A 17,899-nucleotide genomic window follows, 5' to 3' on the forward strand; every position below is an offset into this window, starting at 1 on the left:
GCAACAGTTGCGACGCAACGGCCAGGGAGCGCGAGACAGGCTACCTGCGCGTCCCCTGCAGAACTAGAGGATACGGCTGGGTTTACAGGCTGAAGCGCCGCACCACACCATGCAGGCGTTGCGCCATGCTTTGCAGGCCATGGATCGCTTGTACGATGCTCCCTTGCGCAGCCGAGTTCTCTTCGACGATCTGCGCCACCTGCTCGACATTCTGAGCCACCTGCTCGCTGGCCGCTCGTTGTTCCTGCAAGGCGCTGGCGATCGTTCTGATGGCACCCAGGGAGTCGGCCAGCGCTCGGCGGATCTCGCCCATGTTGGCAGCGCAGCGTTCGACCAGTTGCAAGCCGTTATCGACGCGCATGCAGGTCAGCCCCATGCTACCGCTGGCCTGGCGCACGCCGCTTTGAATCGCCTCCACCAGGCTGACGATCTCTGTGGTCGATTGGGCTGTGCGGCCGGCCAGGTTGCGCACTTCATCGGCCACGACGGCGAAGCCACGGCCCTGCTCGCCAGCCCTGGCTGCCTCGATGGCGGCATTGAGCGCGAGCAGGTTGGTCTGCTCGGCAATGCCGCGGATCACATCGACGATGGCACTGATGTTGCCGGACTGTGCAGCTAACTGCTCGATGTCCGTGGCGCATTGGCCGACCAGTGTCGCCACCTGACGAATCTCGTCGATGGTCTGTGCGGTAACCTTGAGACCATCGCCGGCGAGCGCTTCGGCATGTTGGGCGCTGTCATGGGTGTGCTGAGCCTGCTCGGCGATGTGGTTGATGCTGACCGACAACTCTTCCATGGTCGCGGCCATGGCCGCTGCCGTGTCGCTCTGCACGTTGGCGCTGTTGAGTACCTGTTCCGAAGAAGCGGCAAGCTGCAGTGTGGCGGACTCGATCTGTTCCGAGGCACTGCCGATATCGCCGACCACCTCACGAAGGTTGTGGCGCATGGCCCGTACGGATTTCATTACGCCGCTTCGGGTGTTTTGCTCGCTCGGGTTGGCGTCCAGGCGTCCGTTGGCGATGCGCGCGCTGATCGCTTCCAGCTCGGTCGGTTCGGCGCCCAGTTGACGGCCAAGCAGGCGGCTGAAGTAGAGGGCGTGAGTCATGCCGAGCAGCAGAGCGAGCACCAGCAGGGCGATGCTCTGCTTCAGGTTGTGCGCATAGGTCGCTTCGCCGATCTGGTATTGCCGTTTGGCTTCCACCAGTTGCACTTCGATCAGCTCGGAGAACTTTGCCGAGAGCGGGTCGATCAGGGGGTACAGCTCCGTGCGAGCGAATTGCTCGAGGGCGTCCTTGTCACCGCGTTGCAGGATGTTCTGCAAGCGCTCCAGCGGCCCCTGGGCCTTGGCCATCAGCGGTTTTATCTCACCGATCAGTTGCTGTTCCTTGTCGATCAGCTCGGTGCCAAGGTAGGCCTGCCAGACTTTGTCGATGCCTTGCTGGGCCTCTTCGATCAGGCGGCGGGCAGCGTCGTGGCTGAGCTCTCCGCTACGAGCCTTGTGGGTGGCATCGACGATATTGACGGCATATAGGTCGGCAATGATCTTGAGGTCGCGTAGCGGTACCACACGGTCAAGGTAAACGGTTTGAAGCCCTTTATCGGTCGTTTTCAGCGCATGCAGACCGAGCAGGCCCAGAACCAGTAACGCACACAACAAGGTACCTGACAGCAAGAGCAGGTGAGTGCGGATTTTCCAGTTGTTCATGACGCGGTAATCCTCAACGGCAGGCCGGGAAGTGCGCACGATCAGTCGCCGCGCGCTTGATATGAGCCTAGGAGAGATTTGCGTACACGACGAAAAAGTTGATCGGCAGGTCAGTCCTTGTGGCAGTGCAGTACCTTGAGCAGAAAAGCATACTCCAGCGCTACGTCCCTGATGCCTTGATAACGCCCGCTCATGCCACCATGGCCTGCGCCGAGGTCGGTCTTGAGCAGCAGCAGATTGTCGTCAGTCTTGTCACGGCGTAGCTTGGCCACCCACTTGGCTGCCTCCCAGTACTGCACGCGACTGTCGTTGTAGCCGGCCACGGCGAGAATCGCCGGATAAGACTGGGTGCCTACGTTTTCGTAGGGTGCATAGGCCTTGATTCGCGCGTGCACCGCGGGTTGGTTGGGATCGCCCCATTCGTCGTACTCGGTCACCGTCAGCGGCAGATCCGGGTTGAGCATGGTATTGAGCACGTCGACGAAGGGCACCTCGGCGATGGCGGCAGCGAACAGCTCCGGGCGCTGATTGAGCACCGCGCCGATCAGCAGGCCACCGGCGCTGCCGCCACTGATCGCCAGTTGCGCGGAGGTGGTCAGGCCCTCGGCGATCAGGCATTCGGCGCAGGCAATGAAGTCGTCGAAGCTGTTCTGCTTGTGTTCCAGCTTGCCGGCGTGGTACCAGGCTTCGCCCATCTCGCCGCCGCCGCGCACATGGGCGATGGCGAAGATGAAGCCACGCTCCAGCAGGCTCAGGCGGGCATGGGAGAACCAGGGGTCGAGGCTTTCGCCATAGGCGCCGTAGCCGTAGAGGTAGAGTGGGGCAGGTTGGCCAGCGGCGAACACCTCGCGGCGCGCCACCAGGCTGATGGGCACCTGCGTGCCGTCGGCGGCCGTGGCCCACAGACGCCGGCTTGCGTAGGCGTCGGCATCGAAGGGGCCTTCCACCGGCGTCTGCTTGAGCACCTGCTGCGCGCCCGTGGCCAGCTCTAGCTGGCGGATCTGCGCGGGGCGGTTCAGCGCCTCGTAGCGCAGACGGATCACCGGGCTGTGAAATTCCAGGCTGTCCTGCACGTACAGGCTGTAGGCGGCGTCCGGCAGTTGCACGCGATAGGCGGCTGCACCCTGCGGCAGGACTTCGAGTATCGGCAGGCCGCCTTCGCGCAAGGCGAGGACGATGGCGCGCTGGTTGAGCGTGGCGCCTTCGAGCATCACCTGCGGGTCGTGGGCACGGATCTCACGCCAGTGCGGACGCTGCGGGCAGGCTTCGTCGGCACTGTACAGGGCGAAGTTGATACCGCTCTGGTTGCTGCGGATCAGCCAGCACCACTGACCATCGAGCATGCCGTGGTCGACGTCGTACTCGTGGCCTTCCTCGCGCGGCGCCAGGCAGATGAAGGCCGCTTCGGGCGTTGCGGCATCCAGTACCCAGACTTCGCTGGTGGTCTTGCTGCCCAGTTGCAGGATCAATTGGCGTTCGGAGCTGGAGCGGTAGCAGTGCAGGAAGAAACGCCCGTCGGCCTCCTCGAACACCGCTTCGGCGCCGGCTGTGCCGAGGCGGTGGCGATACAGCCGGTAAGGGCGATGGGTGTCGTCCAGCTCGGCGAAGAACAGGGTCTGGCTGTCGCTCGCCCAGGTCATGCTGCCGTCGCAGTCGTCGAAGGGCAGTTCGCTGACCTCGCCGCTGGCCAGCTCCTTGACGAACAGGCGATAGATCTCATCGCCGCTTGTATCCAGGCTGTAGGCCAGGCGCTGCTGGTCGGGGCTGATGCTGAAGGCGCCCACCGAGAGAAAACCGCCGTCTGCCAGTGCATTGGGGTCGAGCAGCAGGGCCTCGCTGGCGGCATCGGGCGTCAGCGAGCCGTCCGCCGGGCGGCGGCAGCGGTAATGCCGGGGGTATTCGTCGCCGGCCGTGGTGCGCTGGTAGTAGAGATAGTCGCCCCAGGGCGTGGGCAGCGACAGGTCGGTCTCGCGGATGCGCCCCTTGATTTCCTCGAACAGGGCTTCACGCAGCTCGGCCTGCGGTTGCAGCACGGCTTCCAGGTAGGCGTTCTCCGCTTGCAGGTGGGCCAGCACTTCGTCGCTGTCGCGATTCTCCAGCCAGCGATAAGGGTCATTGCCGGCTTGCTGGCGGGCGAGGGGGGCAGAGGGCATGGTGGGCTCCAGAACGAGAGGGGCGTCGCAGCGGACAAAAACCGTTATCATAAGCGCCCCTTTGCCAGACCCGCCACGCTAGCCCTGCTTATGATGACCGAAAACGATTACCTCCTGGCCTGGGCCGCCTATGGCATCGCAGCCCTGGGCTGCCTGCTGGTATGGATGCGCATGACCCGCTGGATGTGGCGCTATGCACGTGAGCCGCTACGTGTGCTGGTGGCCGTGTTGCTGTTCAGCCCGACCATCGTTGACCCGACGCGTGAGCTGTTCGCTCCCTCCATCGCCATCACTGCCATGGATCTGCTGCTCAAGGTGGGCAACAACGCTTGGCGTGCCGTCGCCGATCTCACGCTCTATGGCCTGATCGCCTTTGCCCTGTATCTGGCCTTCGTCGCCATACGCTGGCCCATCGAACACTGGTGGAAGGGGCGGCAGGACGAACCTGTGGATTATGGCGACGAGGATCCACGCACCCTGCGCGAACTGATGGACGACAACGACGAGCGCCTGGCCCACCCTTACGGGCGTGGCGGCCGGTTGGAGCCGCGCATCTAAGCTGCCTTGGCTCTTGCGCCTGCTCAGGCAGGCGTTCAGCATGATGGCGTCGTGGACAGGAGGCCATCATGGAGTGCGTGTTCTGTGCTATTGCCGAGCGAAGCTTGCCGGCTCATCGTCTGTACGAGGACGATGAATTCATCGTCCTCCTGGATATCTTCCCCATGCGTCCGGCTCATGTGCTGATCGTCAGCCGCGAGCATGCGCCGTTCCTGCATGATCTGCCGTCAGTGGTGCGTGATCGTCTGCTGGCCTTGGCAGTACGCCTGGCTACCGTATTGCGGCGTGCCGGTTACGGTATGCAGGGCATCAACCTGTTGATCAACGATGGCCCCGACGCCAACCAGCACGTGCCTCATCTGCACCTGCATCTGATCCCGCGCAACCCTGGTGATCTGCCGGCCTTGCTGTGGCGTCTGCTGGTTCGTTTTCTGCCTCTGGGGCGCAAGCGCCTGGAGGCCCGTTTGCTGGATGAAGCTCGACGTCTGCGTCTGGCGTTGAGCGAGGAGAACTGATGCATGTGTGAACTGCTCGGCATGAGTGCCAACGTGCCCACCGATATCGTCTTCAGCTTTACCGGGCTGATGCAGCGTGGTGGCCGCACCGGCCCGCATCGTGACGGCTGGGGCATCGGTTTCTACGAAGGGCGGGGCCTGCGTCTGTTCCAGGATCCGCGGGCGAGCAGCGAGTCGGAGGTGGCGCAACTGGTGCAGCGCTACCCGATCAAGAGCGAAGTGGTGATCGGTCATATCCGCCAGGCCAACGTCGGCAAGGTGTGCCTGGTCAATACCCACCCCTTCATGCGCGAACTCTGGGGACGCAACTGGTGTTTCGCGCACAACGGCCAGTTGGCCGGGCTGGTAGGAGCACAGAGCTTCTATCGTCCGGTGGGCGACACCGACAGCGAAGCGGCCTTCTGCGACCTGCTCAACCGCGTACGCCGCGCCTTTCCAGAGCCCGTCTCGGTGGAAGTGCTGCTGCCGGTGCTGGTGGCGGCTTGCGCCAGTTATCGTCAGCTCGGCGTGTTCAACTGCCTGCTCAGCGATGGCGACTGGCTGTTCAGCTTCTGTTCGAGCAAGCTGGCACACATCACCCGCCGCGCGCCCTTCGGCCCGGCACAACTGAAGGACGCCGATCTCTTGGTGGATTTCCAGGCGGAAACCACGCCCAATGACGTGGTCACCGTGATCGCCACCGAGCCTTTGACGGATAACGAGCAATGGGCGTTGTATCAGCCCGGTGAGTGGCGCCTGTGGCGTCATGGCGAATGCATCGCCGACGGCAAGGTCTGACGGCCTGCCTAACAGGCCGTTGAAAAACGTAGGCGAGGCAGCCAGTGCAATACCGATGGCGGCCCCGCAAAAACAGGCGAGAAAGCGGAGTTTACGAGCTGTAAATGAGCATTTTGAGCCTGTTTTTAACGCAGCAATGGCAACGTAGGTAGTTTTTCAACAGCCTGCTAAGTGGATCGACTGGGGAGGGAAGGGATGTTCAGAAGTTACCTGCGTCTGGCGCTGTTTGCCTGTGGCCTGCTGCTGGGGGTACAGGTGCCGGGCTTCATCGATGATTACAGCAAGCGCGTCGAAGCTCATCGGCTGGAGTCGCAACTGAGCCTAAGAGGCTTCCAGGAAACGGCGCAGAAGTTTTTCAAGGGCGACATGGACGCCTTGGTGGCGCATTACCGCACCAGCGACGACCCGGTGATGCAGAGCGATGCGCGCAGTGTCGAGCACCTGGTACAGCGCGCCGCCTTGCTGGATGCGGAGTGGCGCGCCATGCAGGGCGCCTGGTACGCCCAGGCCTGGCACCTGGCCACCGACGCTGATGAGCAATTGCTGGACGAAACCCTGAGCGCCTATCGCTACCAGGTGCTGCTGACCCCCGATGCGATTACCTGGGGCGTGTGCAGCGCCTTGCTGCTGGCCTGGCTGGTGGAGCTGCTGGTACTGCTGATGGGCTGGATGTTCGGTGCTGGGCGCACACGACGGACGCAGCAGCGGCACTGGCGCTGAAGCTGAAAAAGGTGAGCTGGTTCGCCTGTGTGGATGGGTGCTTCGTGTTAATGTAATACCGCGTTACATTTACCCATCCGTCATTATGGAGTTTCCATGTCGATCAAGGATTCGATCAGGGCAGCCGCGCTGGCTGCCATCCTGCCGTTCATCACACTCGCCCACGCTGACGGCGAAGTCGCCGAACAAGCCGATAGCCAAGCCCAGGAGAGCGTACCGGGCGAGGAGCAGGTGCAGCGCATCAGCGCCGATGAATTCGTCGCCAGCCTGAATTTCCAGCATGGGCGTATCGTCCTGGGCGATGACCTGGCTACCCTCAATCTGCCCGATTCGCTGATGTTTCTCGATGGCAAGAATGCCCAGCGCCTGTTGGTCGAGGGCTGGGGTAACCCACCCGATGACGCACCACCGCTGGGCATGATCCTGCCGGCCGGCATCTCGCCGCTGGACGAGGCTTCCTGGGGCGTGACGGTGGAGTACGAGGCCAGTGGCTACGTCTCCGACGAGGACGCCGCCGATATCGACTACGACGACATGCTCGAGGACATGCAGGCCGACATGCGTGAGGCCAACGTCTGGCGTGAGGAAAATGGCTACGAGCCCGTACAACTGGTCGGTTGGGCTGCCGCGCCGCATTACGACGAGCAGGGCAAGAAGTTGTACTGGGCCAAGGAACTGAAGTTCGGCGACAGCGATGCCAACACTCTGAACTACAACATTCGCGTGCTTGGGCGTAAGGGCGTGCTGGTGCTGAACTTCGTTGCCAACATGGATCAATTGCCGGAAATCGAAGCCAGCGTACCGGCCGTGTTGGCGGCCACCGAATTCAACCCGGGGCAGCGTTATGCCGAGTTCAACCCGGATCTGGATACCGTTGCCGCTTACGGCCTGGGTGCTCTGGTGGCGGGCAAGGTGGCGGCCAAGACAGGCTTGCTGGCCATGCTGCTGATACTGTTGAAGAAGTTCTGGATCGTGCCGGCCTTGCTGATCGGCTGGCTGGGCAAGCGTCTGGGGGGTGGCAAGCATGAGCCTGCCGCTGAAACGACGGGTACACCTCTGGCACAGGCTGCCGAGGCCGAGCCGGAAGAACCGGTGCGGGCGCCGGCGCAGACGGTGATGGATCTGAACAAGGCGGACGACACCGACAAGCGCTGAGCGGGCCGGATGCAATCCGGGGAGATGCTGGTAAAGCTCCCGGATTGCATCCGGGCTACGGTGATGGCCTTACGTGTTTGTTGGTCCCCTCTCCCTAACCCTCTCCCCGAGGTGAGAGGGATAGATTCGGTGTGGCGGAGGCTTTCGGTGTCCCGGTCGGCTCTGTCTCCCCTCTCCCGCTTGCGGGAGAGGGGCCGGGGGAGAGGGTGTTCGTTCCCGAATTGCATCCGGATACAAAACGCCGCGAATCCTGTGCAGGATTCGCGGCGTTTTTCCTTGGGGCAGCGCTTACTTGGACAGGTATTTCATACCGTCTTCCAGACCCTGCAGGGTCAGGGGGTACATGCGATCCTCGATCAACTCGCGCACCAGATTGGTGGAGGCGGTGTAGTTCCAGGTGTCCTTGGGGTAGGGGTTGATCCAGATGATCTTCTTGAACTTCTCGGTGAAACGCTTCATCCAGACGTAGCCGGCTTCCTCGTTCCAGTGTTCGACGCTGCCGCCAGCCTGGGTGATTTCGTAGGGCGCCATGGCCGCGTCGCCGACGAACACCACCTTGTAGTCGGCGCCGTACTTGTGCAGCAGATCCATCGTCGAGGTGCGTTCGCTGGTGCGGCGCAGGTTGTTCTTCCACACGCTCTCGTAGATGAAGTTGTGGAAGTAGAAGTATTCCAGGTGCTTGAACTCGGTCTTGCAGGCGCTGAATAACTCTTCGCAGACCTTGACGTGGGCGTCCATCGAACCACCGATGTCCAGCAACAGCAGGAGCTTGACCGTATTGCGGCGCTCCGGGCGCATCTGGATGTTGAGCAGACCGCCGTCTTTCGCGGTGTGGTCGATGGTGCCGTCCAGATCCAGCTCTTCGGCGGCACCCTGGCGGGCGAACTTGCGCAGCCGGCGCAGCGCCACCTTGATGTTGCGCGTGCCCAGCTCGACCTGGTCGTCGAGGTTCTTGTACTCGCGCTGATCCCACACTTTGACGGCCTTGCCCTGGCGTTTGCCAGCGTCGCCGACGCGAATGCCTTCGGGGTTGAAGCCGCCGGAGCCGAACGGGCTGGTGCCGCCGGTGCCGATCCACTTGTTGCCGCCGGCGTGCTTTTCCTTCTGCTCCTCGAGGCGCTTCTTGAATTCCTCGATCAGCTTGTCCAGGCCGCCGAGGCTCTGGATCTGCGCCTTTTCCTCATCGGTGAGCAGGCGCTCGAACTCCTTGCGCAGCCATTCCTCGGGGATCATCGCCTCGATATGCTGGTTGAGGTTTTCCAGCCCCTTGAAGTAGGCACCGAAGGCACGGTCGAACTTGTCGAAATGACGTTCGTCCTTCACCAGAATCGCGCGCGCCAGGTAGTAGAACTCGTCCATGTCGGCGAACACGACGTTGTGCTTGAGCGCGTTGATCAGGTCGAGCAGCTCGCGCACCGACACCGGCACCTTGGCCGCGCGCATTTCGTTGAACAAATTAAGCAGCATGGCTGCGGATCTCCTGCACGAGCGGTTCCCTCTCCCATTTATGGGAGAGGGTTAGGGAGAGGGGCTTTCAGGTCGTATTGAAGCAATCGGCTACCCTCTCCCCCGGCCCCTCTCCCGCAAGCGGGAGAGGGGAGACAAGCCTCTCAGCGGCTGGCGCGGCGGGCCATGAAGGCCAGGCGCTCGAGTAGCTGCACATCCTGCTCGTTCTTGACCAGGGCGCCGGCCAGCGGCGGGATGGCCTTGGTCGGGTCGCGCTCGCGCAGCACCGCTTCGCCGATATTGTCGGCCATCAAGAGCTTGAGCCAGTCCACCAGTTCGCTGGTCGAGGGCTTCTTCTTCAGGCCCGGCACCTTGCGCACGTCGAAGAACACGTCCAGCGCCTCGGCCACCAGCTCGCCGCTGATATTGGGGTAGTGCACGTCGACGATCTTCTTCAGCGTGTCGCGATCCGGGAAGGCGATGTAGTGGAAGAAGCAACGGCGCAGGAAGGCGTCCGGCAGCTCCTTCTCGTTGTTCGAGGTGATGATGATGATGGGGCGTTGCTTGGCCTTGATGGTCTCGTCGGTCTCGTAAACGTAGAACTCCATCTTGTCCAGTTCCTGCAACAGGTCGTTGGGGAACTCGATGTCGGCCTTGTCGATCTCGTCGATCAGCAGGATCACGCGCTCGTCGGACTCGAACGCCTCCCATAGCTTGCCTTTCTTGATGTAGTTGCGAACGTCATGAACCCTGTCGGAGTCGAGTTGCGAGTCGCGCAAGCGGCTGACCGCATCGTATTCATAGAGGCCCTGGTGCGCCTTGGTGGTGGACTTGATGTGCCAGGTGATCAGGCGGGCAGAGAAGGCTTCGGCCAGTTGTTCGGCGAGCATGGTCTTGCCGGTACCCGGCTCGCCCTTGACCAGCAGTGGGCGTTGCAGGGTGATGGCGGCGTTGACGGCCAGCTTGAGGTCGTCGGTGGCGACGTAGGACTGGGTGCCTTCGAACTTCATCGGGTAATCCTCGCACGGTGACGGCCGGCGCTGCCGGGCGTTCGTTATCTGATGGAAGCACCGACTATAACGTGAGCCTCTGCATGCTGTGAACGCAGACGCGGTATTCAGTCACTGAATGGTCGGTCAGCGATCGTCCTGTCGGGGCGAGGGGCGTTCATAGCGTGGCGTGAAGGCTTCGACGAAGGCGTTGCGCAGGATGGCGACGAAGGCCTGGAAGGCGCTGGTCTGCTGGTCATGCACGCTGCCACTGAGCTCCACGCGGGTGGCGAACTGGTCGCGCCGCTGGTTCTTCAGCAGGGTTTCGCCGCCGCCCACCAGCGCCTCCCAGAGCGAGCGCAGCACGCCCTTGTCCTCGGCCTCGACGTCCTGTTGCCAGTCGAACACGTCGACGTTGCGCAGCAGCGGCTTGATGTAGCCGCTGAGCTGGCCATTCTCGGCGCTCGCCTCGATCACCAGATCGCCATTGCCCTGCTTGAAGTCGAAGTTGCCGTAGGCGCGGGCGAAGTCGTTGAAGCGGGTCAGGTCGATGTCGCGTGCACGCAGGCGCAGCTCGAAATCCTCGAACTGCTCGAAGGGGTCGAACGTCGCCTGGCTTTCCAGGGGGGCTTGGCCGAGCAGGCGCGCCTGGCCCTCGAAGTGCGCCACCCGGTCGCCCGGTTCGTCGCCGACATTGGTGAGGTTGTAGAGGCTGGCGTTCACCGCGTCCGCACTCAGTTCCACCTGGGGCTCGGTGCTGAAGTTGTGGAAGGCGATGCGCCCGTCGCGCACCCGCAGCTCGTTGAGGGTGATGGGCAAGAGCTTGTTCAACTGCTCGCGCCAGTCGGTGCCGGCACCGGTCTGGCTGGCCTGGCGATCGTCGCCGGCATCGACGAAGTTCAGTTGCGGCCGCTCGAAGAACACTTCGGCCACCACTGCTCGTCTGTACCAGAGTGCCGGCCAGCTCACCGACAGGTCGATCAGCGGGGCCTCGAGAAACGGCACCGGTACCTTGCCTGTGGTCTTGACGATGTTCAGGCCGTTGATGCGATAGGCGCCGCGCCACCAGGCCAGGTCGATGTCCTCGATATGGCCGCGGTAATCGCCCATGTCGGCGAGCTTGTCATTGAGGTAGTCGCGGATCAGCCAGGGCAGCGTCAGTTGCACTGCCGTCAGCAGTACAACGAGCAGGAGCAGGGCCTTGAGCGGCCAGCCGTAGCGTCGTTTCATCGAGAGCGTCCGTCATGTCGCCTGTCTTCGATGGACTGCGTCGCTGCGGATCTGTTCGACTGGACTGCCGTTGCACCTGAGCATAGGCTGATGGTTTTCCCTCGTTCACCCGTCAAGGAAAGGATCATGAGCCGTATCTTCGCAGACAACGCCCAGGCCATCGGCAACACGCCGCTGGTGATGATCAACCGCCTGGGGCCCAAGGGCGTGACCATTCTCGCCAAGATCGAAGGCCGCAACCCGGCGTATTCGGTCAAGTGCCGAATCGGTGCCAGCATGATCTGGGATGCCGAGGAGCGCGGCGTGCTCAAGCCGGGCATGACCATCGTCGAGCCGACCTCCGGCAATACCGGCATCGGCCTGGCCTTCGTCGCTGCAGCGCGCGGTTACAAGCTTGTGCTGACCATGCCGGCCTCGATGAGCCTGGAGCGGCGCAAGGTGCTCAAGGCCCTGGGTGCCGAACTGGTGCTGACCGAGCCGGCCAAGGGCATGAAGGGCGCCATCGAGAAGGCCAACGAGCTGGTGGCTGCCAATCCTGACTATTACTTGCCGCAGCAGTTCGAGAACCCGGCCAATCCGGCCATCCACGAAAAGACCACCGGCCCGGAAATCTGGCGTGACACCGAGGGCGCCATCGACGTGCTGGTGGCCGGCGTCGGTACCGGTGGCACCATCACCGGCGTGTCGCGTTACATCAAACAGACCCAGGGCAAGCCGATCCTCTCGGTGGCGGTGGAACCGGTGGGTTCGCCGGTGATCAGCCAGACCCTGGCCGGTGCCGAGGTCAAGCCGGCACCGCACAAGATCCAGGGTATCGGCGCCGGCTTCGTGCCGAAGAACCTCGACCTGGCGATGGTCGACCGGGTCGAGCAGGTCACCGACGACGATGCCAAGGCCATGGCCCTGCGCCTGATGCGTGAGGAAGGCATTCTCTGCGGCATCTCCTGTGGTGCGGCGATGGCGGCGGCTGTGCGCCTGGCGGAGAAGCCGGAAATGCAGGGCAAGACCATCGTGGTGATCCTGCCGGACTCCGGTGAGCGCTACCTGTCGAGCATGCTCTTCGACGGCCTGTTTACCGAGCAGGAGTTGAACCAGTAAAGCAGCTTCAAGCTTCAAGCTTCAAGCGGAGCCAGTCCGTAGCCCGGATGCAATCCGGGAAGTTTCGACGCCTCCGCTCCCGGGTTGCATTCGGGTCAGGTTTCACACAGGTGGTTCGAGCGGCGCTTTTTCGTAGGGTGCGCCTTGCGCACCGGGGCGGTTTGCGGTGGCCTTGGTGCGCGCAGCGCACCCTACGTCCTGGCCACGCTCGGGCGTACAACCAGTTGCAGGACTGTGCCCCGGATTTCAACCGGGCTAGGTTTTCACACAGGTCTGTTCGAGCGGCGCTTTTTCGTAGGGTGCGCCTTGCGCACCGGGGCGATTTCGCGGTGGGCCCTGGTGCGCACAGCGCACCCTACGCTCGAGCGACACTCGGGCGCACCACCAGCCATAGGGCCAGGGCGATCAGCAGGCAGCCAGGCAGGTAGTCCCAGCTCAGCGGTTCGCCCAGTAGCAACGCGCCCCACAGCACGCCGAACGGCGGAATGAGAAAGGTGGTGGTGCTGGCCTTGATCGGCCCGATATCGGCCAGCAGACGGAAATACAGCACGTAGGCGAACGCTGTGCAGAGCAGGCCGAGGCCAGCCAGTGACAGCCACACCTCGATGCCGCCCCAGCTCGCCGGTGGTTGCAGCGCCAGGCTGCCGGCCAGCAGCGGCAGCAGGAACAGGCTGGCGCCGAGCAGGCTGGCGAAGGCGGTCAGGCGATTGTCCAGGCCGCCTTGCTGGCCGATCCAGCGGCGGGTGAGGAAACCGGCAAAGCCGTAGCAGGTGGTGGCCACCAGGCAGGCGCCGGCACCCAGCAGCAACTGCAGGTCGAAGGCGACCGGGCCGGTACGGGTCAGCACGGCGACGCCGAGCAGACCGAGGAATACACCTAGCGCCTTGCTCGGGGTAATGCCTTCATGAAAGAACAGCGCGCCGATCAGTACGCCCATTAGCGGGGTGGTGGCGTTGAAGATCGCCGAATAGCCCGCCGGCAGGATCAGTGCCGCCAGGCAATACATGGCCGAGGGCAGGCCGGCATTGATCACCCCGAGCACCAGGCAGATGCGCAATTTGCCGCGAAAGTCCCAGGGCGTGCGCAGCATCAGGAGCACGGCGAACAACCCCAGTGCGCCGATACTGGCGCGGAAGAAGGCGGTCGGCATGCTGCCCAGTACCGGCGCGGCAATGCGCATGAAGAGGAAACTGGCGCCCCAGATGGCGGCGAGTAGTAGCAGGCGAAAGAGATCAGTGCTGCGCAAGGTGAGGCATCCGGCAGATTGAGGGCGCGAGTGTTGCCCCTGGGCGAGCTTCTGGCAATCCGCATTGCGCTTTCAAAGCCCTGTCGCTGGCTCTGGGTGGATTCCGCTCGCGGATTGCATCCGGGCTACGCTTTGTCGCTACACTCGGTTCACCCAGTGCATAGCGAGGTGCCTCCATGGGACAACAACGGCCGGCCGGCGAGATCGCGCGGTTGATCCTTGAGGGTTTCGACGACTACCGCGAGGATTTTCGCCAGATCACCGATGGTGCGCGTACCCGTTTCGAGCAGGCGCAGTGGCAGGCGGCGCAGCAGGCTTCCGCGGCGCGCATCAACCTGTACGAGGAGAAGGTCGCGCAGACCCGCGAACGCCTGCTGCTGGACTTCGAGCCTGGTTCGCTGGAGGCGCAACAGTGGCCGCTGGTGAAAAGCGCCTACATCAGCCTGATCGATCGGCGCTGCGACGACGAGCTGGCGGAAACCTGGTTCAACTCGATCTTCTGCAGCCTGTTCAGTCACGACCAGATCAACGATGACTGCATGTTCATCCACACCACCCGGCCATCGCAGCGCAGCCAGAATGCTGTGGCGCAGACGCGCAGATATTGGCCGCGAGGGGAGCTGGGCGAAGCGTTGCAGGCCATTTTCCACGACTATCGCTTCGATGTGCCCTATGAGGATCTGCCGCGTGACCTACAGCGCCTGGAAGAGCAACTGCGTGCCAGCCTGCCGGACTGGATCTGCAAGGATCCGGAACTGTGCATCGAGCTGTTCTCCTCGGTGCTCTACCGCAACAAGGGCGCCTACCTGATCGGCCGTATCTATACCCGCGACGAGCAATGGCCGCTGGCGATTCCCCTGCTGCATCTGGAGGGGCAGGGCATCCAGGCCGATGCGGCGATCACCGACGAGGCGGAGGTGTCGATCATCTTCTCCTTCACCCGCAGTTATTTCATGGTGGAGGTGGCCATCCCCGCCGAGTTCATCGGCTTTCTCAAACGCATCCTGCCGGGCAAGCACATCGCCGAGCTGTACACCTCGATCGGCTTCTACAAGCACGGTAAGTCCGAGTTCTACCGCGCCCTGATCGGCCACCTGGCCAGCACCGAGGACCGCTTCATCATGGCGCCGGGGGTACGTGGCATGGTCATGAGCGTATTCACCCTGCCGGGCTTCAATACTGTGTTCAAGATCATCAAGGATCGTTTCGCCCACGCCAAGACGGTGGATCGCAACACGGTGATCGAGAAGTATCGACTGGTCAAAAGCGTCGACCGGGTGGGGCGCATGGCCGATACCCAGGAGTTTTCCGACTTTCGTTTTCCCAAGGCCAAGTTCGAGCCGCAGTGCCTGGCCGAGCTTCTCGAGGTGGCGCCGTCCACCGTGGTGCTGGAGGGTGACAGCGTGCTGGTGCGGCATTGCTGGACCGAGCGGCGCATGACGCCTCTGAATCTTTATCTGGAAGGTGCCAGCGATGCCCAGGTGCGCGAGGCGCTGGACGACTACGGCCTGGCCATCAAGCAACTGGCGGCGGCCAATATCTTCCCTGGCGACATGCTGCTGAAGAATTTCGGCGTCACCCGCCATGGCCGTGTGGTGTTCTACGACTACGACGAGATTTGCTTTCTCACCGAGGTGAACTTCCGCCGCATTCCGCCGCCGCGCTTCCCCGAGGACGAGATGAGTTCCGAGCCCTGGTATTCGGTGGGGCCGATGGACGTGTTCCCCGAGGAGTTCCCGCCTTTTCTGTTCGCCGATATCAAGCAGCGCCAGCTATTCAGCAAGCTGCATGGCAATCTCTATGACGCCAATTACTGGAAGCAATTGCAGGAGGCGATTCGCGCAGGCAAGGTGATCGACGTGTTCCCCTATCGGCGCAAGAGCCCGGTGATTTGACCCGGCCAGGTTGAAATCCGCCCCGGCAGACCTAATCTGATAGGTGAGCTCCCTGGCTCTTCCATCTACTTGGCAGGAGGTCGTACCCATGCTCGCCAAGCTGCAAGAACAACTGCAAGCCCTGCTGCAGGCCCTCGGCCTCGTCCCGCAACCCCAGCCCATTCGTATCAGCGAGGCCGAGCAGGCGCGTCTGCGCCGCGAAGCGCAGCAGCACCGCTGAAACGCCTCAGCTAAGCCGATGGACGTCGAACCAGGCGTCTATCAGCCCACGCATCCGCTGCCCCGAAAAACTGGCGAAATGCCCGCCGTGCACGGTGCGTACGGGCAGCTCGCGCAGGCGTGCCAGGCTGTGCGCGTAATCCTCCAGGTTCGAGTGGTAGGCGTCCTCGATCAACGGCCCGTCGTAGAGGATGTCGCCGGAAAACAGCGTTTGCGTACTCGCTTCCCACAGGCTGATGCCACCCGGTGAATGACCGGGTGTGTGCAGCACCTGCAATACTCGATCCCCCAGATCCAGCACGTCGCCATCTTCGATCAGGCGCGTGGCCGGTGCCGCTCGCACGCGATATTCGGCGTAGCACAGCGGGCAGTCCGGGTGTGCCTCGAACATCTCGTCGCCGACGAAATCCGTGGCCAGGGTATTGGCGCCGTCCGGCGCCGCGAGGATATCGGCCTCGGCCGGATGCACCAGGCGTTCGGCAAATTCGTGATGTCCGGCGATATGGTCGAAGTGGCAATGGCTGGCCACCGCCAGCAGCGGCCTGTCGCTCAGCCAGGGCAGTTGTTCGCGCAGGCTGACCAGGCCGGAGCCGGAATCGATCAGCACGTCATGCTCGCGTCCCTGCACATGCCACATGTTGCAGCGGTAGAAGGGGCGCACGTAGGGCTCGTGGATCAGGCAGATACCATCGTGGCGATGCTCCACCTCGAACCAGCGGTCACGGCTGACGATTTTCATGGCCCACCTCGTGGTTGTATTTGGAGAGCTTGCAGGTGCTGATTGGTGATCACCAGCCGTAGGGTGCGCTGCGCGCACCGCACATCACGCTACGCTAGCTGCGTCTGTGGCAGCAGCACCCAGCGGCGCAGTACCGCGTAGCTGGCGGCGGTGATCAGGAACACCGGCAGCGAGGCGCCCCAGGCCAGCGGCGCGACCCAGCCCCAGTAGTAGGCCAGCACCGCGCCCAGGCCGTAGGCGACGAAGGCGGCCGGGTTGAAGCCGTTCAGGTAGCGATAGCGACCGCCATCCTCGCTGAGCAACTCGTCCACCGCATACTGACCCTTGTGAATCAGGAAGTAGTCGGCGATCAGCACGGCGAAGGCAGGGATGAACACGCTGCCGATCACCAGCAGGAAACTCTGGAAGTTGTCGAGGATGCCGGGGATCTGCGAGCCGAGGATCGACAGCACGCCGATGCCAAGTGCCGGCTTCCAGAACGGGGTTTTCGGGCTGATGTTGAGGTACGACAGCGAAGCGCTGTAGACGCACATGACGTTGGTGGTCATCACCGAGAGGAACACCACGATGGCCGCCGGCAGGCCGAAGCCGAAACCAGCCAACAGAACGGCCGGGTCATAGGTCTGCTCCATGCCGGTCAGTACCGAGAAGCCCGAGACGGTAGCGCCCAGGCCCATAGCCAGCAGCGTGGCGACGACATAACCGACCCAGGTGCCGACCGCCGCCACGCCCTGGCTGCGGCAGTTGCGGTTGTAATCGGCGGCCAGCGGAATCCAGGAGAAGGCGGTGGCGATGACGATATCGAAGGCGATGCCGGGGGTGATGGTGTTGCGCGGTTCGGTGGGCATGGCCAAGAGACTTCCGAACTCGAACTTCTGTCCCATCACATAGAACACCGCAGCGGCCAGCAGAAGCATGCCGATGGCAGCCCAGCGCTCGACCCGCTCGATGCCCAGGTGGCCGCGCAGGGCGATCAGTAGCACCAGTGTCTCGCAGAGGATGGTGAACAGCGGCAGGTTGGAGTAACCGGTCAGGTGCTGCACCGCGTAGTTCAGGCTCATGCCGGCCAGCAGCGCCTGGATCCAGCTCCAGGCCAGCAGGGTCAGCAGATTGACCAGCGACGGCAGCTTGGCGCCGCGCGAGCCGTAGCTGCCACGCGCCAGCACCATGGTGGTGAGGCCAGAGCGTTGGCCCATCAGGCCGACCAGCACCAGCGGCAGGATGCCGATACCGGAGCCGATCAGCACGATGAGCATGGCCTGGGTGAATTTCAAATCCGGCACCAGCAGCATGCCGGTGAGGATGGTGGTGACCACCACGTTGGCGCCCAGCCACAGGGCGATGGTGCCACCCAGGCCGAGGCTGCGATGCGCCTTGTCGGTAGGGGCCAGTCCGTCCTGGCCGAAATACTGGCTGAGATTCTTGAACATGGTGCGACTCTCCGATGCTTGATT

General features: G+C 63.0%; 16 protein-coding genes and 1 pseudogene. 8 read left to right on the forward strand and 9 right to left on the reverse strand.

The window, feature by feature from the left end; all coding sequences use genetic code 11:
- Positions 1-82: 82 nt before the first annotated feature.
- The 3 genes and pseudogenes from OU800_RS24330 to OU800_RS10385 all read right to left on the reverse strand — a co-directional run bounded on the left by OU800_RS24330 (position 83) and on the right by OU800_RS10385 (position 3,858).
- Entirely contained in the window at positions 83-1,105 is a 1,023-nt protein-coding gene (locus OU800_RS24330) for a methyl-accepting chemotaxis protein (RefSeq protein ID WP_442964774.1), read from the reverse strand.
- Positions 1,106-1,219: 114 nt separating this feature from the next.
- Positions 1,220-1,705, reverse strand: a pseudogene (locus OU800_RS24335) (MCP four helix bundle domain-containing protein); the annotation flags it as partial.
- A 110-nt stretch (positions 1,706-1,815) separates the two neighbouring features.
- Positions 1,816-3,858, reverse strand: a complete 2,043-nt coding sequence (locus OU800_RS10385; protein WP_268183515.1) for a S9 family peptidase — start codon at positions 3,856-3,858, stop codon at positions 1,816-1,818.
- 90 nt (positions 3,859-3,948) lie between these two features.
- Between OU800_RS10385 and OU800_RS10390 the strand changes: the two genes are divergently transcribed.
- From OU800_RS10390 to OU800_RS10410, 5 genes are all read left to right on the forward strand, one after another.
- Positions 3,949-4,416 carry an MFS transporter gene (locus OU800_RS10390; RefSeq protein ID WP_268183518.1) on the forward strand — a complete coding sequence of 156 codons (468 nt, stop codon included), beginning with the start codon at positions 3,949-3,951 and terminating at the stop codon, positions 4,414-4,416.
- 68 nt (positions 4,417-4,484) lie between these two features.
- A complete protein-coding gene (locus OU800_RS10395) occupies positions 4,485-4,931 on the forward strand; it encodes an HIT family protein (protein WP_268183521.1) in 447 nt (148 codons plus the stop codon).
- Between the two features lie 3 nt (positions 4,932-4,934).
- On the forward strand, positions 4,935-5,708 hold the full coding sequence (locus OU800_RS10400; protein WP_268183524.1) for a class II glutamine amidotransferase: 774 nt from the start codon (positions 4,935-4,937) through the stop codon (positions 5,706-5,708).
- Between the two features lie 195 nt (positions 5,709-5,903).
- Entirely contained in the window at positions 5,904-6,428 is a 525-nt protein-coding gene (locus tag OU800_RS10405) for a DUF2937 family protein (RefSeq protein WP_268183526.1), read from the forward strand.
- 96 nt (positions 6,429-6,524) lie between these two features.
- Positions 6,525-7,583, forward strand: a complete 1,059-nt coding sequence (locus OU800_RS10410) for a DUF2167 domain-containing protein (RefSeq protein ID WP_268183528.1) — start codon at positions 6,525-6,527, stop codon at positions 7,581-7,583.
- Positions 7,584-7,871: 288 nt separating this feature from the next.
- Here OU800_RS10410 and OU800_RS10415 read toward each other — a convergent pair whose 3' ends face one another.
- The 3 genes from OU800_RS10415 to OU800_RS10425 form a co-directional block, all read right to left on the reverse strand.
- Positions 7,872-9,050 carry a vWA domain-containing protein gene (locus OU800_RS10415; protein ID WP_268183531.1) on the reverse strand — a complete coding sequence of 393 codons (1,179 nt, stop codon included), beginning with the start codon at positions 9,048-9,050 and terminating at the stop codon, positions 7,872-7,874.
- Positions 9,051-9,193: 143 nt separating this feature from the next.
- A complete protein-coding gene (locus OU800_RS10420) occupies positions 9,194-10,039 on the reverse strand; it encodes an AAA family ATPase (RefSeq protein ID WP_268183532.1) in 846 nt (281 codons plus the stop codon).
- Between the two features lie 126 nt (positions 10,040-10,165).
- Positions 10,166-11,248, reverse strand: coding sequence for a DUF748 domain-containing protein (locus OU800_RS10425; protein WP_268183534.1), 1,083 nt, complete (start codon positions 11,246-11,248; stop codon positions 10,166-10,168).
- Positions 11,249-11,374: 126 nt separating this feature from the next.
- Between OU800_RS10425 and cysK the strand changes: the two genes are divergently transcribed.
- Complete coding sequence (cysK, locus tag OU800_RS10430) at positions 11,375-12,346, forward strand: cysteine synthase A (protein ID WP_268183535.1); 972 nt, start codon at positions 11,375-11,377, stop codon at positions 12,344-12,346.
- A 355-nt stretch (positions 12,347-12,701) separates the two neighbouring features.
- Here cysK and OU800_RS10435 read toward each other — a convergent pair whose 3' ends face one another.
- Positions 12,702-13,592 carry a DMT family transporter gene (locus tag OU800_RS10435; protein WP_268183536.1) on the reverse strand — a complete coding sequence of 297 codons (891 nt, stop codon included), beginning with the start codon at positions 13,590-13,592 and terminating at the stop codon, positions 12,702-12,704.
- 176 nt (positions 13,593-13,768) lie between these two features.
- Here OU800_RS10435 and aceK point away from each other — a divergent pair, with 176 nt between their 5' ends.
- Positions 13,769-15,487: a bifunctional isocitrate dehydrogenase kinase/phosphatase gene (aceK, locus tag OU800_RS10440; protein ID WP_268183538.1), complete on the forward strand. Its 1,719-nt coding sequence runs from the start codon at positions 13,769-13,771 to the stop codon at positions 15,485-15,487.
- An 88-nt stretch (positions 15,488-15,575) separates the two neighbouring features.
- Positions 15,576-15,707 (forward strand): PA1414 family protein, encoded by a 132-nt coding sequence (locus OU800_RS10445; protein ID WP_268183540.1) that lies wholly within the window; start codon positions 15,576-15,578, stop codon positions 15,705-15,707.
- A 6-nt stretch (positions 15,708-15,713) separates the two neighbouring features.
- On the opposite strand, the gene OU800_RS10450 is transcribed toward OU800_RS10445, so the two are convergent.
- Together OU800_RS10450 and OU800_RS10455 are read right to left on the reverse strand one after the other, a co-directional pair.
- Positions 15,714-16,445: an MBL fold metallo-hydrolase gene (locus tag OU800_RS10450; RefSeq protein ID WP_268183542.1), complete on the reverse strand. Its 732-nt coding sequence runs from the start codon at positions 16,443-16,445 to the stop codon at positions 15,714-15,716.
- A gap of 89 nt (positions 16,446-16,534) precedes the next feature.
- Positions 16,535-17,875: a purine-cytosine permease family protein gene (locus OU800_RS10455; protein ID WP_268183544.1), complete on the reverse strand. Its 1,341-nt coding sequence runs from the start codon at positions 17,873-17,875 to the stop codon at positions 16,535-16,537.
- Positions 17,876-17,899: the final 24 nt, after the last annotated feature.

The sequence above is a fragment of the Pseudomonas sp. GOM7 genome (genome assembly GCF_026723825.1).
Lineage (GTDB): Bacteria > Pseudomonadota > Gammaproteobacteria > Pseudomonadales > Pseudomonadaceae > Aquipseudomonas.

Excerpts from the sequence above, each read along its gene's own strand:
- OU800_RS10410 (WP_268183528.1), top strand. The coding sequence starts at position 6,525 with ATGTCGATCAAGGATTCGATCAGGGCAGCCGCGCTGGCTGCCATCCTG.
- cysK (WP_268183535.1), top strand. The coding sequence starts at position 11,375 with ATGAGCCGTATCTTCGCAGACAACGCCCAGGCCATCGGCAACACGCCG.
- OU800_RS10445 (WP_268183540.1), top strand. The coding sequence starts at position 15,576 with ATGCTCGCCAAGCTGCAAGAACAACTGCAAGCCCTGCTGCAGGCCCTC.
- OU800_RS10385 (WP_268183515.1), bottom strand. The coding sequence starts at position 3,858 with ATGCCCTCTGCCCCCCTCGCCCGCCAGCAAGCCGGCAATGACCCTTAT.
- OU800_RS10450 (WP_268183542.1), bottom strand. The coding sequence starts at position 16,445 with ATGAAAATCGTCAGCCGTGACCGCTGGTTCGAGGTGGAGCATCGCCAC.
- OU800_RS10400 (WP_268183524.1), top strand. The coding sequence starts at position 4,935 with ATGTGTGAACTGCTCGGCATGAGTGCCAACGTGCCCACCGATATCGTC.
- OU800_RS10420 (WP_268183532.1), bottom strand. The coding sequence starts at position 10,039 with ATGAAGTTCGAAGGCACCCAGTCCTACGTCGCCACCGACGACCTCAAG.
- OU800_RS10455 (WP_268183544.1), bottom strand. The coding sequence starts at position 17,875 with ATGTTCAAGAATCTCAGCCAGTATTTCGGCCAGGACGGACTGGCCCCT.
- OU800_RS10415 (WP_268183531.1), bottom strand. The coding sequence starts at position 9,050 with ATGCTGCTTAATTTGTTCAACGAAATGCGCGCGGCCAAGGTGCCGGTG.
- OU800_RS10425 (WP_268183534.1), bottom strand. The coding sequence starts at position 11,248 with ATGAAACGACGCTACGGCTGGCCGCTCAAGGCCCTGCTCCTGCTCGTT.
- OU800_RS24330 (WP_442964774.1), bottom strand. The coding sequence starts at position 1,105 with ATGACTCACGCCCTCTACTTCAGCCGCCTGCTTGGCCGTCAACTGGGC.
- OU800_RS10390 (WP_268183518.1), top strand. The coding sequence starts at position 3,949 with ATGATGACCGAAAACGATTACCTCCTGGCCTGGGCCGCCTATGGCATC.
- OU800_RS10395 (WP_268183521.1), top strand. The coding sequence starts at position 4,485 with ATGGAGTGCGTGTTCTGTGCTATTGCCGAGCGAAGCTTGCCGGCTCAT.
- OU800_RS10405 (WP_268183526.1), top strand. The coding sequence starts at position 5,904 with ATGTTCAGAAGTTACCTGCGTCTGGCGCTGTTTGCCTGTGGCCTGCTG.
- aceK (WP_268183538.1), top strand. The coding sequence starts at position 13,769 with ATGGGACAACAACGGCCGGCCGGCGAGATCGCGCGGTTGATCCTTGAG.